This is a genomic window from Arthrobacter sp. NPDC057259, assembly GCF_042668995.1.
Lineage (GTDB): Bacteria > Actinomycetota > Actinomycetes > Actinomycetales > Micrococcaceae > Arthrobacter.
Window position 1 is genome coordinate 329,677 of the sequence record NZ_JBHUYA010000002.1, and the last position, 18,827, is coordinate 348,503.

Consider the following 18,827-nt stretch of genomic DNA (forward strand, 5'->3'; position numbering starts at 1 on the left):
AGGGGGTATGCGTGGCAAGGGCCTCACGGCCGGGCGCCCATCGTCAGGCAGTTGCCGGGCACAGCGCACGGCCGGAGGCGCCTAGGCGATCAGCAGGCTCAGCGCCTCCGTCAGGTGGCCCACCTCGCGGACCGAGAAACCCTCCGGGACCGGACCGTGCCCTGCCGGGCTCGCGGGGACCACGGCGTGGGTGAACCCCAGCCGGTGCGCCTCCTGGATCCGCTGGTTGATTCCGGGGACGGGCCGGACCTCGCCGGCCAGGCCCACCTCGCCGAAGGCGATCAGCCGTTGCGGCAGCGGCTTCCTGGCCTTGGCGCTCGCCACCGCCAAGGCGACGGCGAGGTCAGTGGCGGGCTCGCTGAGCTTCACCCCGCCCACCGTCGCCACGTAGGAGTCATCCTTGTGCAGCTGGCAGCCGGCACGTTGCTGCAGCACCGCCAGCAGCATAGCGACCCTTGAGCTGTCCAGGCCGCTGGTGGCGCGGCGGGGCTGGGCGTTGGCGCTCTCTGCCAGCAGCGACTGCACCTCCGCCAGCAGCGGCCGGCGGCCCTCAAGGGTGACCGTGATGCAGGTGCCGGACACCGGATCTTTGGTGCGGGAGACGAACAGCCCGCTCGGATCGGCCAGCCCGGTGATGCCGTTCTCGTTCAGATCGAAGCAGCCGACGTCGTCCGTGGGCCCATAGCGGTTCTTGACCGCCCGCAGCAGCCGGAGCCGAGAGTGCCGCTCACCCTCGAACTGACAGACCACGTCCACCAGGTGCTCCAGCAGCCGGGGCCCGGCGATGGAGCCGTCCTTGGTCACGTGGCCCACCAGCAGGGTGGTCATGTTGCGGCGCTTCGCCGCCGCGATCAGGGACGCGGCCACCTCGCGGACCTGGGAGACGCCGCCGGCGCTGCCGTCCACGTCGGCGCTGCTGAGCGTCTGCACCGAGTCCACCACCAGCAGCCTCGGCTCGAGTTTTTCCACCTGGCCCAGCGCCTGGCCCAGGTCGGTCTCCGCGGAGAGGTACAGCGACTCGGCGACGGCGTCGATCCGGTCCGCGCGCAGCTTCACCTGGGCGGCGGACTCCTCGCCGGTGACGTAGAGAACGTCCTGGGCGGTCCGGGCGAACTTGGCCGCGACGTCCAGCAGCAGGGTGGACTTGCCGACGCCGGGTTCACCGGCGAGCAGGATCACGGCGCCGGGAACCAGCCCGCCGCCGAGCACCCGGTCCAGTTCGTCCACGCCGGTGGGCAGGAAGGCGGCGGTGGTGGCGTCGACGTCGGCGATCCGGCGGGCCGGTTCCAGCACGGTGGTGGCGGCGGTGGTCCGGGCCACCGCGGCGCCGGTTTCCTCCACTGTGCCCCACGCCTGGCACTCGCCGCAGCGGCCCACCCACTTGGCCGTCGTCCAGCCGCATTCCGCGCATTTATAGCCCGGCGCCTTGGCGGCCCGGGATGTCTTTGTAGCCATTGCTCCACCCTAACCTCGGGCACCGACAGGCTAGAGCGCAGGCAGGATGTCCCGGGCCTCGTCCGAGTTCACGCCGGAGGCCTCCAGCAGGTCCACCATCAGCGGACGGAAGAGCATCACCACGGTCTCGCCCTCCAGCCGCTGCACGTCCAGCAGGCGCGGGTGCAACCGGCCGGCGATCTCGCTGAGCTCCACCCGGGCGGTGCGCAGGTGGGCGCGGCGGACGCCGTCGTGCACCTCCGCCAGGCCCAGCCCCAGCTCGTCGATCGCCGCCGCCGTTTCCATCAGCACCTCGGCGATGTTCTCGGTGGCGTCGTCGGAGAGCGCGGCGTGGTTGATGGCGCTGGTCAGGCGGCGGGCGAAGACGCGGCTATTGCGCAGGGCAAGGTCGATGTAGTCCAGCGACTGGGACAGCTGGTCCAGTTCGTCGCGGTAGCGCCGGTAGGCCGGCGCCAGGGCGGCCACCTCGCCGGAGGAGCGCAGGCTCTGCCGCATCGCGTCCACCAGCGGCTGGCAGTTCCGGCCGCGGATCAGCGCGTGCCAGGCCTGGGTGGCGTCGCTGCGGGTCAGCGCTTCCGAGCATTCCCGGAGCACCTCGGCGAGTTCGTGGAGCAGCTTCTTGACGTCGTTGCGCGGTTCGCGGCGCGGGTCCCGTGGGATCAGGAACGTCACGAGCAGCGCGCAGACCCCGCCTACGACGGCGTCGATGCTGCGGGTGAACGGACCGCCGGCCGGGGCCGGAAGCAGCACCACCAGCAGCGACTGCAGGCCCAGCTGCGTGGTGAAAATCGTTCCGCTGTCCAGGAACCGCGCCAGTAGAATCGAGAAGAGAAGCACGACGGCGGCCTGCCAGATTCCCGCGCCCAGCCAGTGCAGCAGCAGGTCACCCACCACAATGCCGATGGTGCAGCCCAGGCCCACCTCCACGACGCGGCGCAGCCGCGGGTCACGGGAGAAGCCCAGGGCGATCAGGGAGGAGGTGGCGGCAAACAGCGGCCCCGTGTGGCCCAGGACGTACTCGGCGAAGGCGTAGGCCCCGACGGCGCACGCAGTCATCTGGACCGCCGGCAGCAACGAGTTCCGGCTCCGGACGAAGCCGGTACGAATCCGCCCACGCAGGAACCGTGCGCTTGCGGAAATCCCTGTAGCGGCGGCCATGGGGTCCAGTCTATTTGCTGGCCCCGGCGCCCGCTCCGCGCGGCGCGGCTCTTACGACCGGTCCGCCCGCAGCGCAACCATCAACGGTCGAAATCGGTGCAGATGTCAGCCGATGGCCGGGATTCGTTAACCCGCCGTTAACTTTGGACCCCAATTCTCTTCACTTGGGGCACTTAGCGTCGGTAAAGGTACAAAACGTACCCACCGTCTTTTCTGTACGGACGTCTCCGGTCCGGCACGCATCTGTTTATCCCTGGAAGGGGTACATCTAGTGAAGGCATCACGCTTCGGCCGCAACGCGGCCATCGCTGTTATCGCAGCCGGCGCCCTGGCGCTCACCGCTTGCGGCTCCGACAACGCGACCAACTCCACCGCGGGCACCCCGGCCGCCTCCGGCCCCAAGGTCACCGGCACGCTGACCGGCATCGGTTCCTCCGCGCAGGGTGCGGCCATGGACGTGTGGAAGACCAACTTCGCCTCCGCCAACCAGGGCGCCCAGGTGCAGTACTCCCCGGACGGCTCCGGCGCGGGCCGCAAGGCCATCCTCGACGGCTCGGCCCAGTTCGCCGGCTCCGACGCGTACCTCAAGGATGACGAGTACGCCTCCTCCAAGGCCAAGTGCGGCCCCGACGGCGCCCTGAACATCCCGGTCTACATCTCCCCGATTGCCGTGGCCTTCAACCTGCCCGACGTCAAGGACCTGAAGCTGGACGCCGCCACCGTCGCCAAGATCTTCCGCGGCCAGATCGCCAAGTGGAACGACCCGGCCATCGCCGCCCTGAACCCGGACGCCAAGCTTCCGGACCTCAAGGTGACCCCGGTCAACCGTTCCGATGACTCCGGCACCACGCAGAACTTCACGGACTACCTGTCCGCCGCTGCGTCCGACGTCTGGACCGACAAGTCCTCCGGTGTCTGGCCGGCCTCGCTCAAGGGCGAGAACGCCAAGGGCACCTCCGGCGTCGTCAAGACCGTCACCGACACCCCCGGTGCCGTGACCTACGCCGACGACTCCGCCGTCAGCGGCAAGCTGGGCGTTGCCCAGATCAAGGTGGGCAACGGCTTCACCACGATCTCCGCCGACGCCGCCGCCAAGGCCGTCGACGCCGGCAAGCCGGTCGAGGGCCGCGCCGCCAACGACCTCTCCATCAAGCTGGACCGCAAGACCACCATCGAGGGTGCCTACCCGATCGTCCTGGTCTCCTTCCACGTCGTCTGCAGCACCTACGACAGCAAGGAAACCGCGGACCTGGTCAAGGCCTTCGAGAACTACGTCGTCTCCGACGCCGGCCAGAAGGCTGCCGCCGAGTCCGCGAAGTCCGCACCGCTGTCCAAAGCCCTGCAGGACAAGGCCGCGAAGTCGATCGAATCGATCAAGGCAAAGTCCTAGGGAATCCCTTTCCCCGCAAGGCATAGTGGAAACACCAGCCTGAGCCAGGTTCCCTGTCCCGGCCGGGCGGTCATTGACCGCCTGACCGGGGCAGGGAACCTAGCCGTTTGTCCGCCGTACCCCAGATTGACCGCCGCGCAACGGGCGTGACCCGTCCGCCGCGCAGCGCAGATCGAAGCTGAAGGATCGTGAAGTGACCACCACCTCCCTGACCACGTCCCGGGGCGCAGGCCGCGCCGGTGACAAAGTCTTCTCCGCAGCCACCCTGGCCGCCGGGTGCCTGATCCTTGCCGTCCTCTTCGGCGTGGCGCTCTTCCTGGTGATCCAGGCCGTCCCGGCGCTCGTCGCCCCGCCGGACAAGATCCAGGGCGGAGCGGGCTTCTTCGCCTACATCTGGCCGATCGTGATCGGTACCCTGATCGCCGCCGTGATCGCCCTCGTCATCGCCACCCCCGTGGCGATCGGCGTCGCGCTCTTCATCTCGCACTTCGCCCCCCGCCGGCTCGCCTCGGGCCTGGGCTACGTGATCGACCTGCTCGCCGCCATCCCCTCGGTGGTCTACGGCGCCTGGGGCGCGGCCTTCCTGGCCCGCGAAATCTCCCCGGCCTACGGCTGGCTCGCCTCCAACCTCGGCTGGCTGCCGATCTTCCAGGGCCCGGCGTCGGCCACCGGCAAGACCATCCTGACCGCGGGAATCGTCCTGGCCGTCATGGTGCTGCCCATCATCACCTCGCTCTCGCGCGAAATCTTCCTGCAGACCCCCAAGCTGCACGAGGAGGCCGCGCTGGCCCTGGGCGCCACCCGCTGGGAGATGATCCGGATGGCGGTACTGCCGTTTGGCCGCCCCGGCATCATCAGCGCCATCATGCTGGGCCTGGGCCGCGCGCTCGGAGAGACCATGGCCGTGGCGCTGGTGCTCTCCTCCGGCGCCCTGACCGCCAGCCTGATCCAGTCCGGCAACCAGACCATCGCCGCCGAAATCGCCCTGAACTTCCCGGAAGCCAGCGGCCTGAAGGTCAGCACCCTGATCGCGGCCGGCCTGGTCCTGTTCATCATTACCCTCGGCGTGAACATGCTCGCCCGGTGGATCATCACCCGGCACAAAGAATTCTCGGGAGCCAACTAAATGACTGCCACCCTGACCCCCGTCAAGAAGCGCTCGGCCCTGACCAAGGGCCAGCTGCCCAAGTCCGCGCCGTACATCGTCCTGGCCCTCGCCCTGATCCTCGGCGCCGCCATCCTGGCCCTGATCGGCTTCAACGCCTTCGGCTGGGGCATCGTCTCCGCCGTCCTCTTCACCGTGGGCCTGGTCGGCTGGAGCGCCGCCGTCGAAGGCTCCCGCCGGGCCAAGGACAAGCTCGCCACCTGCCTGGTGGTGGGCGCGTTCCTGATCTCCCTGCTGCCCCTGGTCTCCGTGATCTGGACCGTTCTGGTCAAGGGCCTCCCCGGCCTGCTGGATCCCGGGTTCCTCGGCACCTCCATGAACGGGGTGACCGGCGCGTTCGACAACAAGAGCGTCGAGAACGGCGCCCCCGTGGTCGGCGGCATCTACCACGCCCTCATCGGCACCGTGCAGATCACCCTGCTGGCCACGGTCATCTCCGTCCCGGTGGGCCTGCTGACCTCGATCTACCTGGTCGAATACGGCGATGACCGCCCGCTGGCGCGGGCCATCACCTTCTTCGTCGACGTGATGACCGGCATCCCCTCGATTGTGGCCGGCCTCTTTGCCGCGGCGTTCTTCTTCGCCGTCGCCGGTCCGGGCACCAAGACCGGAGCCGTCGCGGCCGTCGCCCTCTCCGTGCTGATGATCCCGGTGGTGGTCCGCTCCAGCGAGGAAATGCTGAAGATCGTCCCGAACGAACTGCGCGAGGCGGCCTACGCCCTGGGCGTGCGGAAGTGGCGCACCATCCTCAAGGTGGTCATTCCGACGGCGATCTCCGGCATCGCCTCCGGCGTCACCCTCGCGATCGCCCGCGTGATCGGCGAGACCGCCCCCATCCTGGTCACCGCCGGCTTCGCCACCTCGATCAACAACAACGTCTTTGGCGGCTGGATGGCCTCGCTCCCGACGTTCATTTACACCCAGATCCTGAACCCGACCTCGCCGTCGAACCCGGGACCGTCGGACCAGCGCGCCTGGGGCGCGGCCCTGGTCCTGATCATCCTGGTGATGCTGCTCAACCTCGCCGCCCGCCTGGTGGCCCGCATCTTCGCCCCGAAAGCCGGCCGCTAGGCCCGCGCCGGCTACCGGACCCTCAATCTCTCCCAGTGAAGGAACAGCATGTCTAAGCGCATCGACGTCAAAGACCTCAACGTCTACTACAGCAAATTCCTGGCCGTCGAGGACGTCAACATCAACATCGACGCCAAGTCCGTCACGGCCTTCATTGGCCCGTCCGGCTGCGGCAAGTCCACCTTCCTGCGCACCCTGAACCGGATGCACGAGGTGATCCCGGGCGCCCGCGTGGAGGGCGAGGTGCTGCTCGACGGCGACAACCTCTACGGCCCTGGCGTGGACCCGGTGACGGTCCGCTCGCAGATCGGCATGGTCTTCCAGCGGCCCAACCCGTTCCCCACCATGTCCATCCGCGACAACGTGCTGGCCGGCGTGAAGCTGAACAACAAGAAAATCTCCAAGGGCGACGCCGACGCGCTGGTGGAGCGCTCGCTGCGCGGCGCGAACCTCTGGAACGAGGTCAAGGACCGCCTGGCCAAGCCCGGCTCCGGCCTCTCCGGCGGCCAGCAGCAGCGCCTCTGCATCGCCCGCGCGATCGCCGTGGAACCGCAGGTCATCCTGATGGACGAGCCCTGCTCCGCGCTGGACCCGATCTCCACCCTCGCCATCGAGGACCTCATCAACGAACTCAAGGATGAGTACACCGTGGTGATCGTGACCCACAACATGCAGCAGGCCGCCCGCGTCTCGGACAAGACGGCGTTCTTCAACATCGCCGGCACCGGCAAGCCGGGCAAGCTGATCGAGTACGGGGACACCCACACCATCTTCAGCAACCCCACCGTCAAGGCCACCGAGGACTACGTCTCCGGCCGCTTCGGATAAAGCCTGGGGGCTGGCTGGCCTCTGCCGGGTGCTACAGGTTTGAGAGCGGCGAGAGCGCCAGCTCCAGCACGAACGCCACAGCGGCGGTCACCAGCGGCGTGAGTGTCCAGAACGCCAGGATCCGCAGCACCAGCCGCCGGTTCATGGCGGCGTAGCCCTGGTTCGCCCCGGCTCCGAGCACCGCCGCGGTGACGGTGTGCGTGGTGGACACCGGCCAGTGCAGCCCGATCGCGCCCACCAGCAGGATCAGGCTGCTGTAGAGCTGCGCCACGGACCCGCGCAGCGGATCGATCCGGACCAGGCGGTGGCCCAGGGTGTAGGAAATCCGCCACCCGCCCGCCAGCGTCCCTGCGGTCAGCATGGCGGCCGTCAGCAGGGCCACCCACACCGGCATGGACCCGCCGTCGGCCAGGCCCGCCGCGATCATCGCCAGGATCAGCACGGCGCTGGTACGCTGCCCGTCCTGCAGCCCGTGGCCGAACGCGACGGCGCCCGCGGCCACGGCTTGGGCGCGCCGGGCGCGGCTGTTGACGACGCCGGGCGGGGTGTAGCGCGCCGCCCACGTGGCCGGCCAGACCAGCAGGTAGGACCCGGCGAAGGCGATCGCGGGGGAGATCAGCAGCGGCAGTACCACCTGCACCATCAGCGACTGGTCCACGCCCAGCACCGAGTTGCCGCCCACCGCCACGCTGGCGAGGCCGGCGCCGGCAAGGCCGCCGACCAGCGCATGCGTGGACGACGACGGGATGCCCCGCCACCAGTTGTAGACGCCCCACAGCACCGCACTGAGCAATCCGGCCATCAGGATGGTCAGGCCGTTGCCGCCGGCCGGCAGCACCACCCAGGTGCGGCTGACCTCCAGGGCCAGGGCCGCGCTGAGGGCCGCCCCGACGAAGTTGAACAGCCCGGCCAGCAGGACCGCGATGGTGGGGGTCAGCGCCCGGGTGCGGACGGCCAGCGCCACCGAGGAGGAGGCGTCCCGGAAACCGTTCAGGAAGGCGAAGGCCGCGGCGAACAGCACCACCGCGGCGAAGAAGACCAGGGACACGTCAGGATTCCTTGACGATGATGCTGCCTACCTGGGTGGCGATCCGGCGCATGTCCTTGGTGACATCCACCAGCTGGTCGGCGATGTCCCGGTTGCGGGCGTACTGGGCGTGCTTCATGTCCTTGAGCATGTCCGCCACCCAGACCCGGTGGGTGCGTTCGGCGCGTTTGGTCAGCCGCAGCACCTCGATCCAGTAGTCCTCCAGCTCGTCCAGGTTGTTCAGCTGGCGCATCGCCTCGACGGTCAGTTCCGCCTGCCGGCTGATGATTTCCAACTGGTCCGCGGCGCGGCGGGGCAGCCGGTCCAGCTTGTAGAGGAAGACCAGGTCCGCGGCGGCGTCCAGCTTCTCCATCGCCTCGTTCAGATAGCGGGAGAGGGCGTACATGTCGTCGCGGGGGACCGGGTTGAGGAAGCTGCTGCGCATGTGGGTCAGCAGCGCGAAGTGCAGCTCGGCCGCCTTCGCCTCGTGGTTGTGCATGTCCTCGACCAGGCGGGAGTGTTCGGCCGCGGGCGCGCCGAGGATCTCCGAGAGCGTGCCGGTGGCCAGCAGGATCTGCCGGGCCATCTGGGACAGGAGGTTCAGTCCCGCAGGTTCCTGGGGAAAAAGTCGCAGCTTCACGTGGGGTTACCGGTCTCCGAATGAGGCGTACACGGGCGTGGTCCGCCGGCCTTGATTCGAATTGATCGGCCCGCGCATGAAGATCACTTTACCGTCCGGTGGACGGCGGCCCTGCGGGGGCGGAACAGAGGGGGAAGAGTAGATGGTGCCGAGCCGGATACGCCTCTCGGCGGTAGGCCGCTCTAGGCGGCTAATTGTTGAAGCCCGGGGGTTTCGCAGCTCGGCACCGGTTTTAGTTTTCTACGCCCGACGGACCAAGTCAAGATTGACAGCGGGGCCCCGGCGGGCGTATCCGGACCCCGCCATGGCCGGTCCGGTGGGTCTCTAGTCGAGCTCGCCGAGGCGCCACGCGTTGGCCGCGTGCTCCAGGTCCTCCGCGGTTTTGACCAGCAGGTGCGAGTTCCGCGTGAGCTTGGTGGCGTGCCCGGCGTTGCTGTGCTCGGCGCCGTCGGCGAGGGTGGCCTGCCCCAGGGCAACTACCCGGCAAAACGCCGCGGACCGTTCCAGCGCGACGTCGAACTCGCCGTCGAACGCCCCGGAGAGGATGGCATCCGCCATGGTGCGCATCTCCTCGGCGCCCGGCGGCTCGGCCGCCCCGGCGACGGCGTGGGACACCTGCGCGGTGTCCTTGCCTGCCCGGAAGTACACCGAGATCCGCTCCGGATCCTGCACCGTCGCGGCGCGCAGGGCATACAAGCGCCACAGGGCGCCGGGCAGGGACCGGGCCGGGCTCTCGGCCCACATCTCGGCGATCGCCTCCAGGCCCTGTTCGTCGGCGAGCTTCACCAGGCGTTTGGTGACCTTGGGGTCGTCACTGTCGCGGCCGCGGCGGACCAGCGCCTGGGCGGCCAGGTGGGCCGCCTCTGACACGCGGGCCGGATCGGCGCCGCCGGCGAACGGCTCGAAGTCGATCGGCGCGAAGGGCTTCGGCTTGTGGTGACGGACGGGGCCGGGATTGCCGGTACCTGCTTGCTCGCTCATGCCACCACGCTACTCCTGTGCCATCGGGGAATCGAGCGTCCGGCGGGGCCCGGCAGCCCGCACCGGGAAGGTACCGGGAACCGGTCCGGGGCGCCCGCGCCGCCGCGGGATCGGCCCGTTACGGCGCGTCGGCGGTGAAAAGCGCGGCGTGGTCTGCGGTACAGTGTTAACGTCCAGAAATGGATGGCGCTGCCACTGCGCCCGGAGCCGGTTTCTGCCGCGTTTCCCGTGCAGCGGCCGCTTGAGGGGGCCTTTAGCTCAGTTGGTAGAGCATCGGACTTTTAATCCGTGGGTCGTGGGTTCGATCCCCACAGGGCCCACTCTTTTAGCGAAGAGTGGAAATTCCCCCGGCATCCTGGCGACAGGACGCCGGGGGTTTTTTGCGTCCCGCACCCGACAGGCCACGTTAGGAAGCCTGTCTAGTTATCAGCTCGGCTAGGATTGATCTATGGACTCCCATGTAACGGCAGACTCAGGCTACTGGTACGGCTTGGAGGGGCAGGTTGATGCCCCCACCGCCGTGCTGCAGGCGCTCCGCGGCTACCGCTCCGCCGAGGTCGCCACCCGGCGTTCCACCAGGGACTCCATGGGCATGGGCGAGACCGACCTGCTGGCGCTGCGCTACCTGCTCCGCGCCCAGTCCTCCGGAGAACGGGTGGGGCCCAAGGACCTCAGCCGCATGCTGGGAATCACGACGGCGTCCACCACCTCCCTGATCGACCGGCTGGTGCTCAGCGGGCATGTCCGCCGCGAGCCGCACCCCACCGACCGGCGCTCCCTGGTGATCGTCCCGACGACGGAGACCGACACCGAGGTCCGGGAAACCCTGGGGCAGATGCACCGCCGGATGCTCGAGGTCGCCGAGGGCCTCACGCCCGACGAGAGCCGCGTGATCGTGTCCTTCCTGCGCAAGATGACCGAGGCCCTGGACGAGCACACCGCCAGCCACTGACTAGAGCAAAGTTCCGGGACTCAAAACTAGCTAGTTCAGCTAGCGATATGTATGCTTACCAATGTGTTGGATAACCTATCGCGCAAAAATGATGAGTCGCGGCTGCTGACCATCGACCACGGCTTCGGGCCCGAGGCGGGCTCAATGGATGTGGAGCTGGAAAACCAGGCCCAGACCGCGGATCGGACCTCCGCCGCCATCCGCGCCCTGGCCCCCAGCCACTGCGGCGCCCCAATGCAGTGGGAGGCCCCGGCGCTCGCCACCATGGCCGACTACTCCTATGAGCCCGACGGCGGGCCGGCCTCGCTGCCGCCGGTCTGGCGCTGCTCCTGCGGCTTCCAAGTCGACGGCATCCTCCACCCCTCCAACGCACTGGCCTCCCTTTCGTGAGCGCCGTTCCGGTCACCGAGACCCTCCTCCCGGCAGCCGGGCTGCCCGGCCTCGACGCCAGCCTGCTGGCCCTCCCCAACGAACCCCAGGGCCGCTTTCTGGTCCACGAGCGGCTGGGCCGAGGCGCAACGTCCACGGTCTACCGCGGCAGCGACCTCGCCACCGGCCGGCCGGTCGCCATCAAGGTTGCCGAGGGGCCGGCCGAAAAGGACGCCTCCCGGATCCTCGACGAGGCACGGGTCCTCGCCTCCCTGGACCACCCCGCCGTCGTCCGCTTCGTTGCGGCCGGCACCGTCCCCGAGGGCGACCGGTGGGCCGGCCGGCCTTACCTGGTGGAGGAATATGCCAGCGGCGGAAGCCTGAGCGACCGCATCCACCAGGGCGCCACCGAGCCCGCCAACGTCGCGTCGTGGGCCGCCGATGCCCTCGCCGGCCTCGACCACGTCCACGGCAGGGGCCTGGTCCACCGGGACATCAAACCCGCCAACATCCTCGTTAGCCAGCTGCGGCGCAGCTCGGTACGGCTGGCCGACTTCGGCATCGCCGTGACGGCCGGCACCACCCCCGAGGCCGGCATGTCCTCCGGTACGGTGCACTACATGAGCCCGGAGCAGGCCAAGGAACAGCCGCTCCACCCCGCCACCGACATCTACGCCCTGGGCCTGGTGCTCCTCGAGTGCCTCACGGGGGAGAAGGCCTACCCGGGAACCCCGGTGGAGTCGCTCGTGGCCCGCACCCTCCGCAGCCCGGCGATCCCCGCCACGCTCGGCAACGGCTGGACCGGCCTGCTGAAGTCGATGACGGCCATGAACCCCGCGGACCGGCCCAGCGCCGCCGCCGCCCGCAAGAAAGTCCTCCGGCTGGTACCGGCACGCCCGCGGCCGTCCCTCCGGGTGGTGGGCTGACCCCGACCGCACCGCTAGCATGAAGTTCCCTACCCGCGGCGGACGGAACGGCCCATGCAGCACACCGGTACCCGGCGGCAGGACATCATTCGGCGGCTCCGCAGCGCCGGCTGTGTCTTCGCCGAAGAAGAAGCTGACCTGCTGCTCGGCGCCGCCGCGGACACGGATCAACTCGAAAGCCTCGTGGACCGCCGCGTCGACGGGCTCCCGCTGGAACACCTGCTGGGCTGGGCGGACTTCTGCGGGCTGAGAATTGCCGTGGATCCCGGGGTCTTCGTCCCCCGCCGCCGCACGGAATACCTCGTCCGGCGCGGAGTGACGCTGCTGCGGGAGCTCGACGCCGGTCCCGGGCGCCCGCCCTTGGTGGTGGACGCCGGTCCCGGGCGCCCGCCCGTGGTGGTGGATCTGTGTTGCGGCTCCGGAGCGGTGGGGGCTGCGCTGTTGGCGGCCGCCGGCCCGATGGAGCTGCACGCCGCGGACCTTGACCCCGCCGCCGTCGCCTGTGCGCGGCGTAACCTCAGCGCACCCGGCGCCGCTGTCCACACCGGCGACCTGTTCGAAGCCCTGCCCGAGGAGCTGCGGGGTCGCGTGGACCTGCTGGCGGTGAACGCGCCGTACGTGCCCACCGATGCCATCGCCGGAATGCCCCCGGAGGCCAGGCTCCATGAACCCCGGATCTCGCTCGACGGGGGAGTGGACGGCCTCGCGCTGCACCGACGTATTGCGGCCGGCGCCACGGACTGGCTCGTCCCGGGCGGCTGGCTCCTAATCGAAACCAGCCGGAGCCAGGCCCGCGCCACCCGTTCCATCCTGACGGACAACGGCTTCGCCGCCCGGATCCGCACCTCCGACGCGCTCGACGCCACGGTGGTGGAAAGCCGACTCCGGTTTTTCGCTGCGGTTCCGGACGGACGCACCCCGGGTCCGGGGGGCGCCAGTCCGAAACCGCGGCGGAATCTGCGATCTAGTTCGGCGTGACGTGCTTCGGCGCCTCGTCGGTGCCGAGGTTCGGGGTGCCCACGTGGGTGCTGTGCGCCGGGACGGCGCCTGTCGGCTCGGCCGTGGCGGTGTCCTCACGGGTTGCGGCGTTCGAGGTCTTCGTGGCGCCGTCGCCCGCTGAGCCGTCGTGGTGGACCTTGGAGGTGATGACCGTTCCGGCGCGGCGGGCCGCCTCGGCCAGCTGGCCCGTTACTTCGGGGGCCTTGTCCTTGACAGCCTCGGTGGCCGCGGTGACCCCGTCCTGCACCGGCTTGCTCTGCCAGAGTTCCGACGCGCGGGTCTTCAGCTTCTCGTACGCGGCGCGGCCCGAGCGGGACCCCAGGATGTAGCCGGCGGCAAGGCCTGTGCCGAAAACAAGTTTGTTCTTCATACTGCGCTCCTAATCCGTGCTGATGGGTGGATATCCGCGGTGGCCCGGGGCCCCCCGGCGGATATCCGGAAACAAAAAACCGGCCCCGGGAATAAATCCCGGAGCCGGTTCCTAGTGCTCCGACTTAGCGGTGCGAACGGCGGGTGATCATGCCGTAGATGAGCAGAACGATGATCGAACCGACGATCGCCAGCAGCCAAGTGGTCAGCGAGAAGAAGTCCTGCAGACCGGTGCCGAAGATTGCGCTGCCGATGAAGCCGCCCAGGAGGGCGCCAACAACGCCGAGGACCATCGTGATGACCCAGCCGCCGCCCTGACGGCCCGGCAGGATGGCCTTGGCGATTGCGCCGGCGATGAGACCCAGAATCAGAAATCCGAGAATACCCATTTGCTGTCCTTCGCTTTCTGTTGAGGAGACACCCGGGTTGCCGGGTGCGCTTCGTCCTTCTGGGTAAATACTAATCATGCTTACTATCAAATTGCCACCCGGGCGGAGGAAATCGCCGCAAGGGAGATGCAATCGTTAGCAGGCGTCCAGCAGAAAGCACGGCAGGGACGGCGGGTCAGCGCTCCAGCCGGAAGCCGAGTTTGATGGTGACCTGCCAGTCGGCCACCTCGTTGTTTTCCAGGTGTCCGCGGATCTCCTTGACCTCAAACCAGTCCAGGTTGCGCAGGGTCTTGGCGGCCTCGGCGATGCCGTTACGGACGGCCGCATCGACGCCCTCCGTCGAGGTGCCGACTATTTCGGAAATGCTGTAGGTGTGGTTGGACATCTTCGCTCCTCGGGATCGTCGTCGGTCCGTTGACCCGGCCGCGGCGGCCGGGGGCCGTCCCTGCAGGCTAGCGGACCGGACCGCCCCGGACTAGGGGCGGCCGGCGGGGGAAGCGGTCACCCGCAGTACCGGGCCGGGGTCCGGGCGCTTCGGCGCGGCCGGGCTCTCGGGCGGGTGCGGCCGGAGCCGCTGGGCCATCCACGGAAACAGATAGTGCGTCGCCCAGGACAGGTCCTCGGTGCGGGTCTGGCGCCAGCCGGGCGCGGGCAGCGGCTTGGGCCGCAGCGGCACCAAGGTGTGCGGAACCTGCAGGGTGTCCAGCACCATGCCCGCAATGGTGTGGTGGCCCAGCGGCGAAAAATGCAGCCGGTCCGGGTCCCACATCCGCGGATCGCTGAGTTCCCGCATGGTCCACAGGTCCGCGATCACGCCATGGTGGCGTGCCGCGATGGTCCGAATGTTCTCGTTGAACACCGCCACCTTCCCACGGATGCGGCCAAAAACGGGCGTGTGGCCCCAGTCGGGGCCGGTGAAGATCACCACGGTCGCCCCCGTGGCGGACAGGGCGGCGACGGCGGCGTCCAGGTCGACGGCGAGACGGTCCGGGTCGCGGCGGTGGAAGACCAGGTCGTTGCCGCCCGCGGAGAGCGTCACCAGGTCCGGTTGCAGCGCGATGGCCCGCTCCAACTGCAGGTCGACGATCTCCTGCAGCACCAGGCCGCTGACGGCGAGGTTGGCGTAGGAAAAGTCGGCACGGAGGGCGGCGAGCTCCTCCGCAATCCGGTCCGCCCAGCCGCGGATGCCGCCGGGACTGCCCGGTTCAGGGTCCCCCAGGCCGGCGGTGAACGAGTCACCCAGGGATACCAGCCGCTTCCAGTGGCCGCCGCCCGGCGCGGCGTTGCCGAAGGGGAGTGCCGGATCGAGGAATGCTGCCGAGTTCACAAGCTCAGAAATACGCCCGGACCGACGCCGGGGCAAGGTACTTTCGGCCCCCACAGGGGGATTCCCGATACCTGCCGGGGGTATGCATGATACGGCAGGGGGTATATGATAGACGGTAATCCACCACTTTTCCGGGAGGCTCCCATGGAACTCGATCCCACGGACATGAAGTCCGTCATTAACCGGCTTCGCCGCGCCCAGGGCCAGCTTGCCGCCGTGACCCGCATGCTCGAGGAGGGCCGCGACTGCAAGAGCGTCGTGACCCAGCTCGCGGCCGTCTCCAGCGCCCTCGACAAGGCGGGCTTCTCCATCATCGCCACCGGCCTGCAGCAGTGCATGCAGCAGGAGGACCCCAGCCTGGACCGCGCCGAACTGGAGAAGCTCTTCCTCTCCCTGGCCTAAACAGGCTTGGGGCGCCGATAGCCCGGCCATTGGGCGGCCATCGGGCAGCGTCAGCCTGCCGGGGCCGCCAGCACGTAGGTCCGCAGGTCATCCAGCGTCTGCTGCATGTGGGCGTCCATAGCGTCGCGCGCCAGCCGTGGGTCGCGGGTGGCCAGCGCCGCCGCAATTTTTCCGTGCTGCTCGATCGCATGGGCCTGGATCTCACGCACCTCGGAGGTCTGGGTCCGGCGCCTCTCAAGGACCCGGTGCAACGGCGCGAACAGCACCGCGGCGAAAACATTCTCCGAGGCGCGCAGGATCAGGTCGTGGAAGGCGAGGTCGGCGGCCACGAAGGCTGCGACGTCGTGGTGTTCGTGGGCGGTGCGCATTGACTCCACCTGGCCGCGGAGGGTGTCCAGGTCGGCGTCGCTGATCCGCGAGGCCGCCAGTTCGCAGGCTCCCGATTCCAGCATCCGCCGCAGTTCGATGAGCTGGACCGCCGTGGCGGCGTCGTTGGTGCCCTCCGAGGCCGCGCGCAGCACGGCCTCCAGCGATGCCCAGCGGCTCAGCGGGTTGACGAACGTGCCCCGCCCGCGCTCGACGCTCAGGATGTGCTGGGCCTCCAGGGTCTTGATCGCCTCACGGACGGTCATCCGGCTCACGTCGTGCCGCGCGCTCAGCTCGAGCTCGCCCGGGACCGGGGAGCCGGGCGGGAACTCGCCGGCGATGATGCGGTCCAGCAGCTCGTCGGCCACCACGCCTACCAGCGATTTCCTAGCCAAATCTCCCCGTCCAACGTCATCCACACGCGTGCCCGACAAGTCTACTTGCGCGTCTCTGTGCCTTATGCCACACTAACACTCACTTGTTAGATGTCAGACATCTTACAAATGCGGTTGGAGACCAGCCGCGCAGATTCCACCGCAACAGAGTTTCCACAATGGAGTGCACGTGCCCTTAGCAGCAGAGCCCTTAGAGGCAGATGTCCTGGCCGCCTTTCCGGCGGAGGTCCCGGTACCGGCAGCCTTGGTGGCCGACGGCGTGGCCGCAGCCGCCGCGGCGGGCCCCCGCACCCTCGTGGTGCTGGATGATGACCCCACCGGCACCCAGTCCGTCGCCGACCTCCCCGTCCTGACCCGGTGGGAGGTGGAGGACTTTGCCTGGGCCTTCTCCCACCGCATCAACGGCCGCCCCGCGGACGCCGTCTACGTCCTGACCAACACCCGCAGCCTGGACCCGGCCGAGGCCGCAGCCCGCAACGAGGAAATCGTCCGCAACGCGCTCGCCGCCGCGCAGGCCGAGTCCCTGAGCGTGGGCTTCGTCAGCCGCAGCGATTCCACCCTCCGCGGCCACTACCCGCTGGAGCCGGACGTCATCGCCGCCACCGTCAGCGCCGTCGACGGCGGGGCCACAGACGGCGTCGTGATCGTCCCGGCCTTCCCGGACGCCGGCCGCGTCACGATCGGCGGGGTGCACTACATGCGCGCCGGCGCCACCGGCCGCCTCACCCCGGTGGCGGACACCGAGTTCGCCCGTGACGCCAGTTTCGGCTTCGCCAACTCCGAGCTCGCCCGCTACGTCGAGGAAAAGTCCGGCGGCCGCTTCAGCGCCGGCTCCGTGATCGTCCTGGACCTGGACACCATCCGGGCCGGGGACCCGCAGGCCTCGGCCCGCGCCATCGCGGACGCCATCGACGCCGCCACCGACTCCACCCCGATCGTGGCCGACATCGTCTCCGAGAACGACCTCCGGCTCCTCTCCCTGGGCCTGCAGGAGGCAGAACGCCGCGGCAAGAAGCTGCTCTACCGCGTCGGCCCGCCGTTCGTCCGAGCCCGGATCGGGCAGGAAATCCGCGCCGAACTCACCGGCGCCGAGGCCTACGCCGGCAACCAGCCCTCGGAGGCCGGCGGCCTGATCGTGGTTGGTTCGCACGTGGGCGTCACCACCCGCCAGCTCAACGCCCTGACCGCCCAGCATGGGTCGGCCCGGATCGTGGAGATCGACGTCGAACAGCTCCTGGACGGCCGCGCCGAGGAGCACCTGGACGCCACGGTCGCCCATGTCGCCGACGCGCTGCACGGCGCGGACGTCATCCTGCACACCAGCCGCCTCCTGATCAAGGCCGACGACGCCGCGGAGAGCCTGCGGATCGCCCGTACCGTCTCGGCCGCCGTCGTCGCGGTCGTCAACCGGACGCTGAAGACCTTCCCGCCCCGCTTCGTGATCGCCAAGGGCGGGATCACCTCCTCGGACGTCGCCGCCCACGGCCTCGAAATCCGCCGCGCGATCGTCCGCGGCCCCATGCTCCCGGGCATCGTCTCCCTCTGGGAGCCGGTCGACGGACCCGCCAAGGGCATCCCGTACGTCGTCTTCGCCGGGAACGTCGGCGACGACGAATCCCTCGCCCAGGTCACGCGCAAACTCAGCGCCACCTTCTAACCAGCCGCACCCTTTCAACGGAGAAAACCATGAACTACCAAGTCACCGTCCTCGGCCTCGGCGCCATGGGCCTGCCGATGGCAGCCCGGCTTGCCACGGAACTGACCGTCCACGGCTTCGACATCGCCGAGCCCCGCCTGCGGCTCGCCGAAGAGGCCGGCGTCCGCACCTTCGGCTCCGCCCGTGAGGCCGCCGAGGGCGCCGACGCGCTGCTGCTGGCCGTGCGCAACGGCGAACAGCTGGACGAGGTCCTCTTCGGCGCAGCCGGCGTCGCCGGGGTCCTCAAGCCCGGCGCCGTCGTCATCCTCGGCAGCACCGTGGGCACCGACGCCGTCCCCGCCACCGTGGCCCGGCTGGCCGAGCACGGCGTCAGCCTGGTGGACGCCCCGCTTTCCGGCGGCCCGAAGCGCGCCGGCGAGGGCGACCTGCTGATCGTCGTCGGCGCCGAACCCGCCGCCCTGGAAGCCGCCCGTCCGGTGCTGGAACTGCTCGCCTCCACCCTGACCGTGGTGGGAGACAAGCCCGGCGACGGCCAGGCGCTCAAGACCGTTAACCAGCTGCTGTGCGGCGTGCACATCGCCGCCGCGGCCGAGGCGATGGCCCTGGCCGACGCCCTTGGCCTGGACCAGGCGAAGACCCTGGCCGCGCTTGAGGCCGGCGCCGCCGGGTCCTTCATGCTCTCCAACCGCGGCCCCCGCATCCTCGAGGCCTACACCGAGGACGGCGCGGAGGTCCTGAGCCGGCTGGACATCTTCGTCAAGGACATGGGTATCGTCGGCAAGGCCACCCGCGCCGCCGGGCTCGCCGCGCCGGTGGCCGCCGCCGCCGAACAGCTCTACCTGCTGGGCCAGGCCCAGGGCCTCGCCGCCGAGGACGACTCGGCCGTCATCAAGGTCGTTGCCCCCGCAAAGCGCACCGCCTAAGCCTTCCGACCCCCCCGACCCCGGCCGCGGCGGCCCCC

General features: G+C 69.5%; 21 protein-coding genes and 1 tRNA gene. 12 read left to right on the forward strand and 10 right to left on the reverse strand.

Going from position 1 to position 18,827, the window contains the following annotated elements; genetic code table 11:
- Positions 1-81 precede the first annotated feature (81 nt).
- Positions 82-1,455: a DNA repair protein RadA gene (gene radA / locus ACFUCU_RS05395; RefSeq protein WP_377971179.1), complete on the reverse strand. Its 1,374-nt coding sequence runs from the start codon at positions 1,453-1,455 to the stop codon at positions 82-84.
- A gap of 30 nt (positions 1,456-1,485) precedes the next feature.
- Positions 1,486-2,613, reverse strand: a complete 1,128-nt coding sequence (locus tag ACFUCU_RS05400; protein ID WP_377971181.1) for an aromatic acid exporter family protein — start codon at positions 2,611-2,613, stop codon at positions 1,486-1,488.
- Positions 2,614-2,884: 271 nt separating this feature from the next.
- Here ACFUCU_RS05400 and pstS point away from each other — a divergent pair, with 271 nt between their 5' ends.
- The 4 genes from pstS to pstB all read left to right on the forward strand — a co-directional run bounded on the left by pstS (position 2,885) and on the right by pstB (position 7,067).
- The gene (pstS, locus tag ACFUCU_RS05405) at positions 2,885-4,003 is read left to right on the forward strand and encodes a phosphate ABC transporter substrate-binding protein PstS (RefSeq protein WP_290256985.1); all 1,119 of its coding nucleotides are present in this window, start codon (positions 2,885-2,887) and stop codon (positions 4,001-4,003) included.
- Between the two features lie 193 nt (positions 4,004-4,196).
- Positions 4,197-5,129 carry a phosphate ABC transporter permease subunit PstC gene (pstC, locus tag ACFUCU_RS05410; RefSeq protein WP_290256984.1) on the forward strand — a complete coding sequence of 311 codons (933 nt, stop codon included), beginning with the start codon at positions 4,197-4,199 and terminating at the stop codon, positions 5,127-5,129.
- Positions 5,130-6,239: a phosphate ABC transporter permease PstA gene (gene pstA, locus ACFUCU_RS05415; RefSeq protein WP_377971184.1), complete on the forward strand. Its 1,110-nt coding sequence runs from the start codon at positions 5,130-5,132 to the stop codon at positions 6,237-6,239.
- 48 nt (positions 6,240-6,287) lie between these two features.
- A complete protein-coding gene (pstB, locus tag ACFUCU_RS05420; RefSeq protein WP_290256982.1) occupies positions 6,288-7,067 on the forward strand; it encodes a phosphate ABC transporter ATP-binding protein PstB in 780 nt (259 codons plus the stop codon).
- 31 nt (positions 7,068-7,098) lie between these two features.
- On the opposite strand, the gene ACFUCU_RS05425 is transcribed toward pstB, so the two are convergent.
- The 3 genes from ACFUCU_RS05425 to ACFUCU_RS05435 form a co-directional block, all read right to left on the reverse strand.
- Positions 7,099-8,115 (reverse strand): anion permease, encoded by a 1,017-nt coding sequence (locus ACFUCU_RS05425; RefSeq protein ID WP_377971186.1) that lies wholly within the window; start codon positions 8,113-8,115, stop codon positions 7,099-7,101.
- 1 nt (position 8,116) lies between these two features.
- Positions 8,117-8,734 (reverse strand): nuclease PIN, encoded by a 618-nt coding sequence (locus tag ACFUCU_RS05430; protein WP_356902961.1) that lies wholly within the window; start codon positions 8,732-8,734, stop codon positions 8,117-8,119.
- A 324-nt stretch (positions 8,735-9,058) separates the two neighbouring features.
- The gene (locus ACFUCU_RS05435; RefSeq protein ID WP_290256979.1) at positions 9,059-9,715 is read right to left on the reverse strand and encodes a hypothetical protein; all 657 of its coding nucleotides are present in this window, start codon (positions 9,713-9,715) and stop codon (positions 9,059-9,061) included.
- Between the two features lie 247 nt (positions 9,716-9,962).
- Between ACFUCU_RS05435 and ACFUCU_RS05440 the strand changes: the two genes are divergently transcribed.
- The 5 genes from ACFUCU_RS05440 (at position 9,963) to ACFUCU_RS05460 (ending at position 12,940) form a co-directional block, all read left to right on the forward strand.
- Positions 9,963-10,035, forward strand: a tRNA-Lys gene (locus ACFUCU_RS05440).
- 128 nt (positions 10,036-10,163) lie between these two features.
- Positions 10,164-10,667, forward strand: a complete 504-nt coding sequence (locus ACFUCU_RS05445) for a MarR family winged helix-turn-helix transcriptional regulator (protein WP_290256978.1) — start codon at positions 10,164-10,166, stop codon at positions 10,665-10,667.
- Positions 10,668-10,730: 63 nt separating this feature from the next.
- Positions 10,731-11,057, forward strand: coding sequence for a hypothetical protein (locus ACFUCU_RS05450; RefSeq protein ID WP_377971188.1), 327 nt, complete (start codon positions 10,731-10,733; stop codon positions 11,055-11,057).
- Positions 11,054-11,962, forward strand: a complete 909-nt coding sequence (locus ACFUCU_RS05455) for a serine/threonine-protein kinase (protein WP_377971189.1) — start codon at positions 11,054-11,056, stop codon at positions 11,960-11,962. Before ACFUCU_RS05450 ends, ACFUCU_RS05455 begins: the two co-directional genes overlap by 4 nt.
- Before the next feature lie 54 nt (positions 11,963-12,016).
- A complete protein-coding gene (locus tag ACFUCU_RS05460) occupies positions 12,017-12,940 on the forward strand; it encodes a putative protein N(5)-glutamine methyltransferase (protein ID WP_377971191.1) in 924 nt (307 codons plus the stop codon).
- On the opposite strand, the gene ACFUCU_RS05465 is transcribed toward ACFUCU_RS05460, so the two are convergent.
- The 4 genes from ACFUCU_RS05465 to ACFUCU_RS05480 form a co-directional block, all read right to left on the reverse strand.
- A complete protein-coding gene (locus ACFUCU_RS05465; RefSeq protein ID WP_377971193.1) occupies positions 12,927-13,331 on the reverse strand; it encodes a YtxH domain-containing protein in 405 nt (134 codons plus the stop codon). The two genes, ACFUCU_RS05460 and ACFUCU_RS05465, sit on opposite strands and share 14 nt — an antisense overlap.
- A 124-nt stretch (positions 13,332-13,455) precedes the next feature.
- A complete protein-coding gene (locus ACFUCU_RS05470; RefSeq protein WP_290256973.1) occupies positions 13,456-13,719 on the reverse strand; it encodes a GlsB/YeaQ/YmgE family stress response membrane protein in 264 nt (87 codons plus the stop codon).
- Between the two features lie 175 nt (positions 13,720-13,894).
- Entirely contained in the window at positions 13,895-14,104 is a 210-nt protein-coding gene (locus ACFUCU_RS05475) for a dodecin (RefSeq protein ID WP_290256972.1), read from the reverse strand.
- A gap of 90 nt (positions 14,105-14,194) precedes the next feature.
- Positions 14,195-15,046: an SGNH/GDSL hydrolase family protein gene (locus ACFUCU_RS05480; protein ID WP_377971195.1), complete on the reverse strand. Its 852-nt coding sequence runs from the start codon at positions 15,044-15,046 to the stop codon at positions 14,195-14,197.
- A gap of 144 nt (positions 15,047-15,190) precedes the next feature.
- Here ACFUCU_RS05480 and ACFUCU_RS05485 point away from each other — a divergent pair, with 144 nt between their 5' ends.
- A complete protein-coding gene (locus ACFUCU_RS05485; protein ID WP_290256971.1) occupies positions 15,191-15,448 on the forward strand; it encodes a metal-sensitive transcriptional regulator in 258 nt (85 codons plus the stop codon).
- A gap of 50 nt (positions 15,449-15,498) precedes the next feature.
- Here ACFUCU_RS05485 and ACFUCU_RS05490 read toward each other — a convergent pair whose 3' ends face one another.
- Positions 15,499-16,209, reverse strand: a complete 711-nt coding sequence (locus tag ACFUCU_RS05490) for a FadR/GntR family transcriptional regulator (protein ID WP_377971198.1) — start codon at positions 16,207-16,209, stop codon at positions 15,499-15,501.
- A gap of 169 nt (positions 16,210-16,378) precedes the next feature.
- Between ACFUCU_RS05490 and ACFUCU_RS05495 the strand changes: the two genes are divergently transcribed.
- Positions 16,379-17,866 carry a four-carbon acid sugar kinase family protein gene (locus ACFUCU_RS05495; protein ID WP_377971200.1) on the forward strand — a complete coding sequence of 496 codons (1,488 nt, stop codon included), beginning with the start codon at positions 16,379-16,381 and terminating at the stop codon, positions 17,864-17,866.
- 29 nt (positions 17,867-17,895) lie between these two features.
- On the forward strand, positions 17,896-18,789 hold the full coding sequence (locus ACFUCU_RS05500) for an NAD(P)-dependent oxidoreductase (protein WP_377971202.1): 894 nt from the start codon (positions 17,896-17,898) through the stop codon (positions 18,787-18,789).
- Positions 18,790-18,827: the final 38 nt, after the last annotated feature.

Excerpts from the sequence above, each read along its gene's own strand:
- radA (WP_377971179.1), bottom strand. The coding sequence starts at position 1,455 with ATGGCTACAAAGACATCCCGGGCCGCCAAGGCGCCGGGCTATAAATGC.
- ACFUCU_RS05400 (WP_377971181.1), bottom strand. The coding sequence starts at position 2,613 with ATGGCCGCCGCTACAGGGATTTCCGCAAGCGCACGGTTCCTGCGTGGG.
- pstA (WP_377971184.1), top strand. The coding sequence starts at position 5,130 with ATGACTGCCACCCTGACCCCCGTCAAGAAGCGCTCGGCCCTGACCAAG.
- pstB (WP_290256982.1), top strand. The coding sequence starts at position 6,288 with ATGTCTAAGCGCATCGACGTCAAAGACCTCAACGTCTACTACAGCAAA.
- ACFUCU_RS05435 (WP_290256979.1), bottom strand. The coding sequence starts at position 9,715 with ATGAGCGAGCAAGCAGGTACCGGCAATCCCGGCCCCGTCCGTCACCAC.
- ACFUCU_RS05445 (WP_290256978.1), top strand. The coding sequence starts at position 10,164 with ATGGACTCCCATGTAACGGCAGACTCAGGCTACTGGTACGGCTTGGAG.
- ACFUCU_RS05460 (WP_377971191.1), top strand. The coding sequence starts at position 12,017 with ATGCAGCACACCGGTACCCGGCGGCAGGACATCATTCGGCGGCTCCGC.
- ACFUCU_RS05465 (WP_377971193.1), bottom strand. The coding sequence starts at position 13,331 with ATGAAGAACAAACTTGTTTTCGGCACAGGCCTTGCCGCCGGCTACATC.
- ACFUCU_RS05470 (WP_290256973.1), bottom strand. The coding sequence starts at position 13,719 with ATGGGTATTCTCGGATTTCTGATTCTGGGTCTCATCGCCGGCGCAATC.
- ACFUCU_RS05475 (WP_290256972.1), bottom strand. The coding sequence starts at position 14,104 with ATGTCCAACCACACCTACAGCATTTCCGAAATAGTCGGCACCTCGACG.
- ACFUCU_RS05485 (WP_290256971.1), top strand. The coding sequence starts at position 15,191 with ATGGAACTCGATCCCACGGACATGAAGTCCGTCATTAACCGGCTTCGC.
- ACFUCU_RS05500 (WP_377971202.1), top strand. The coding sequence starts at position 17,896 with ATGAACTACCAAGTCACCGTCCTCGGCCTCGGCGCCATGGGCCTGCCG.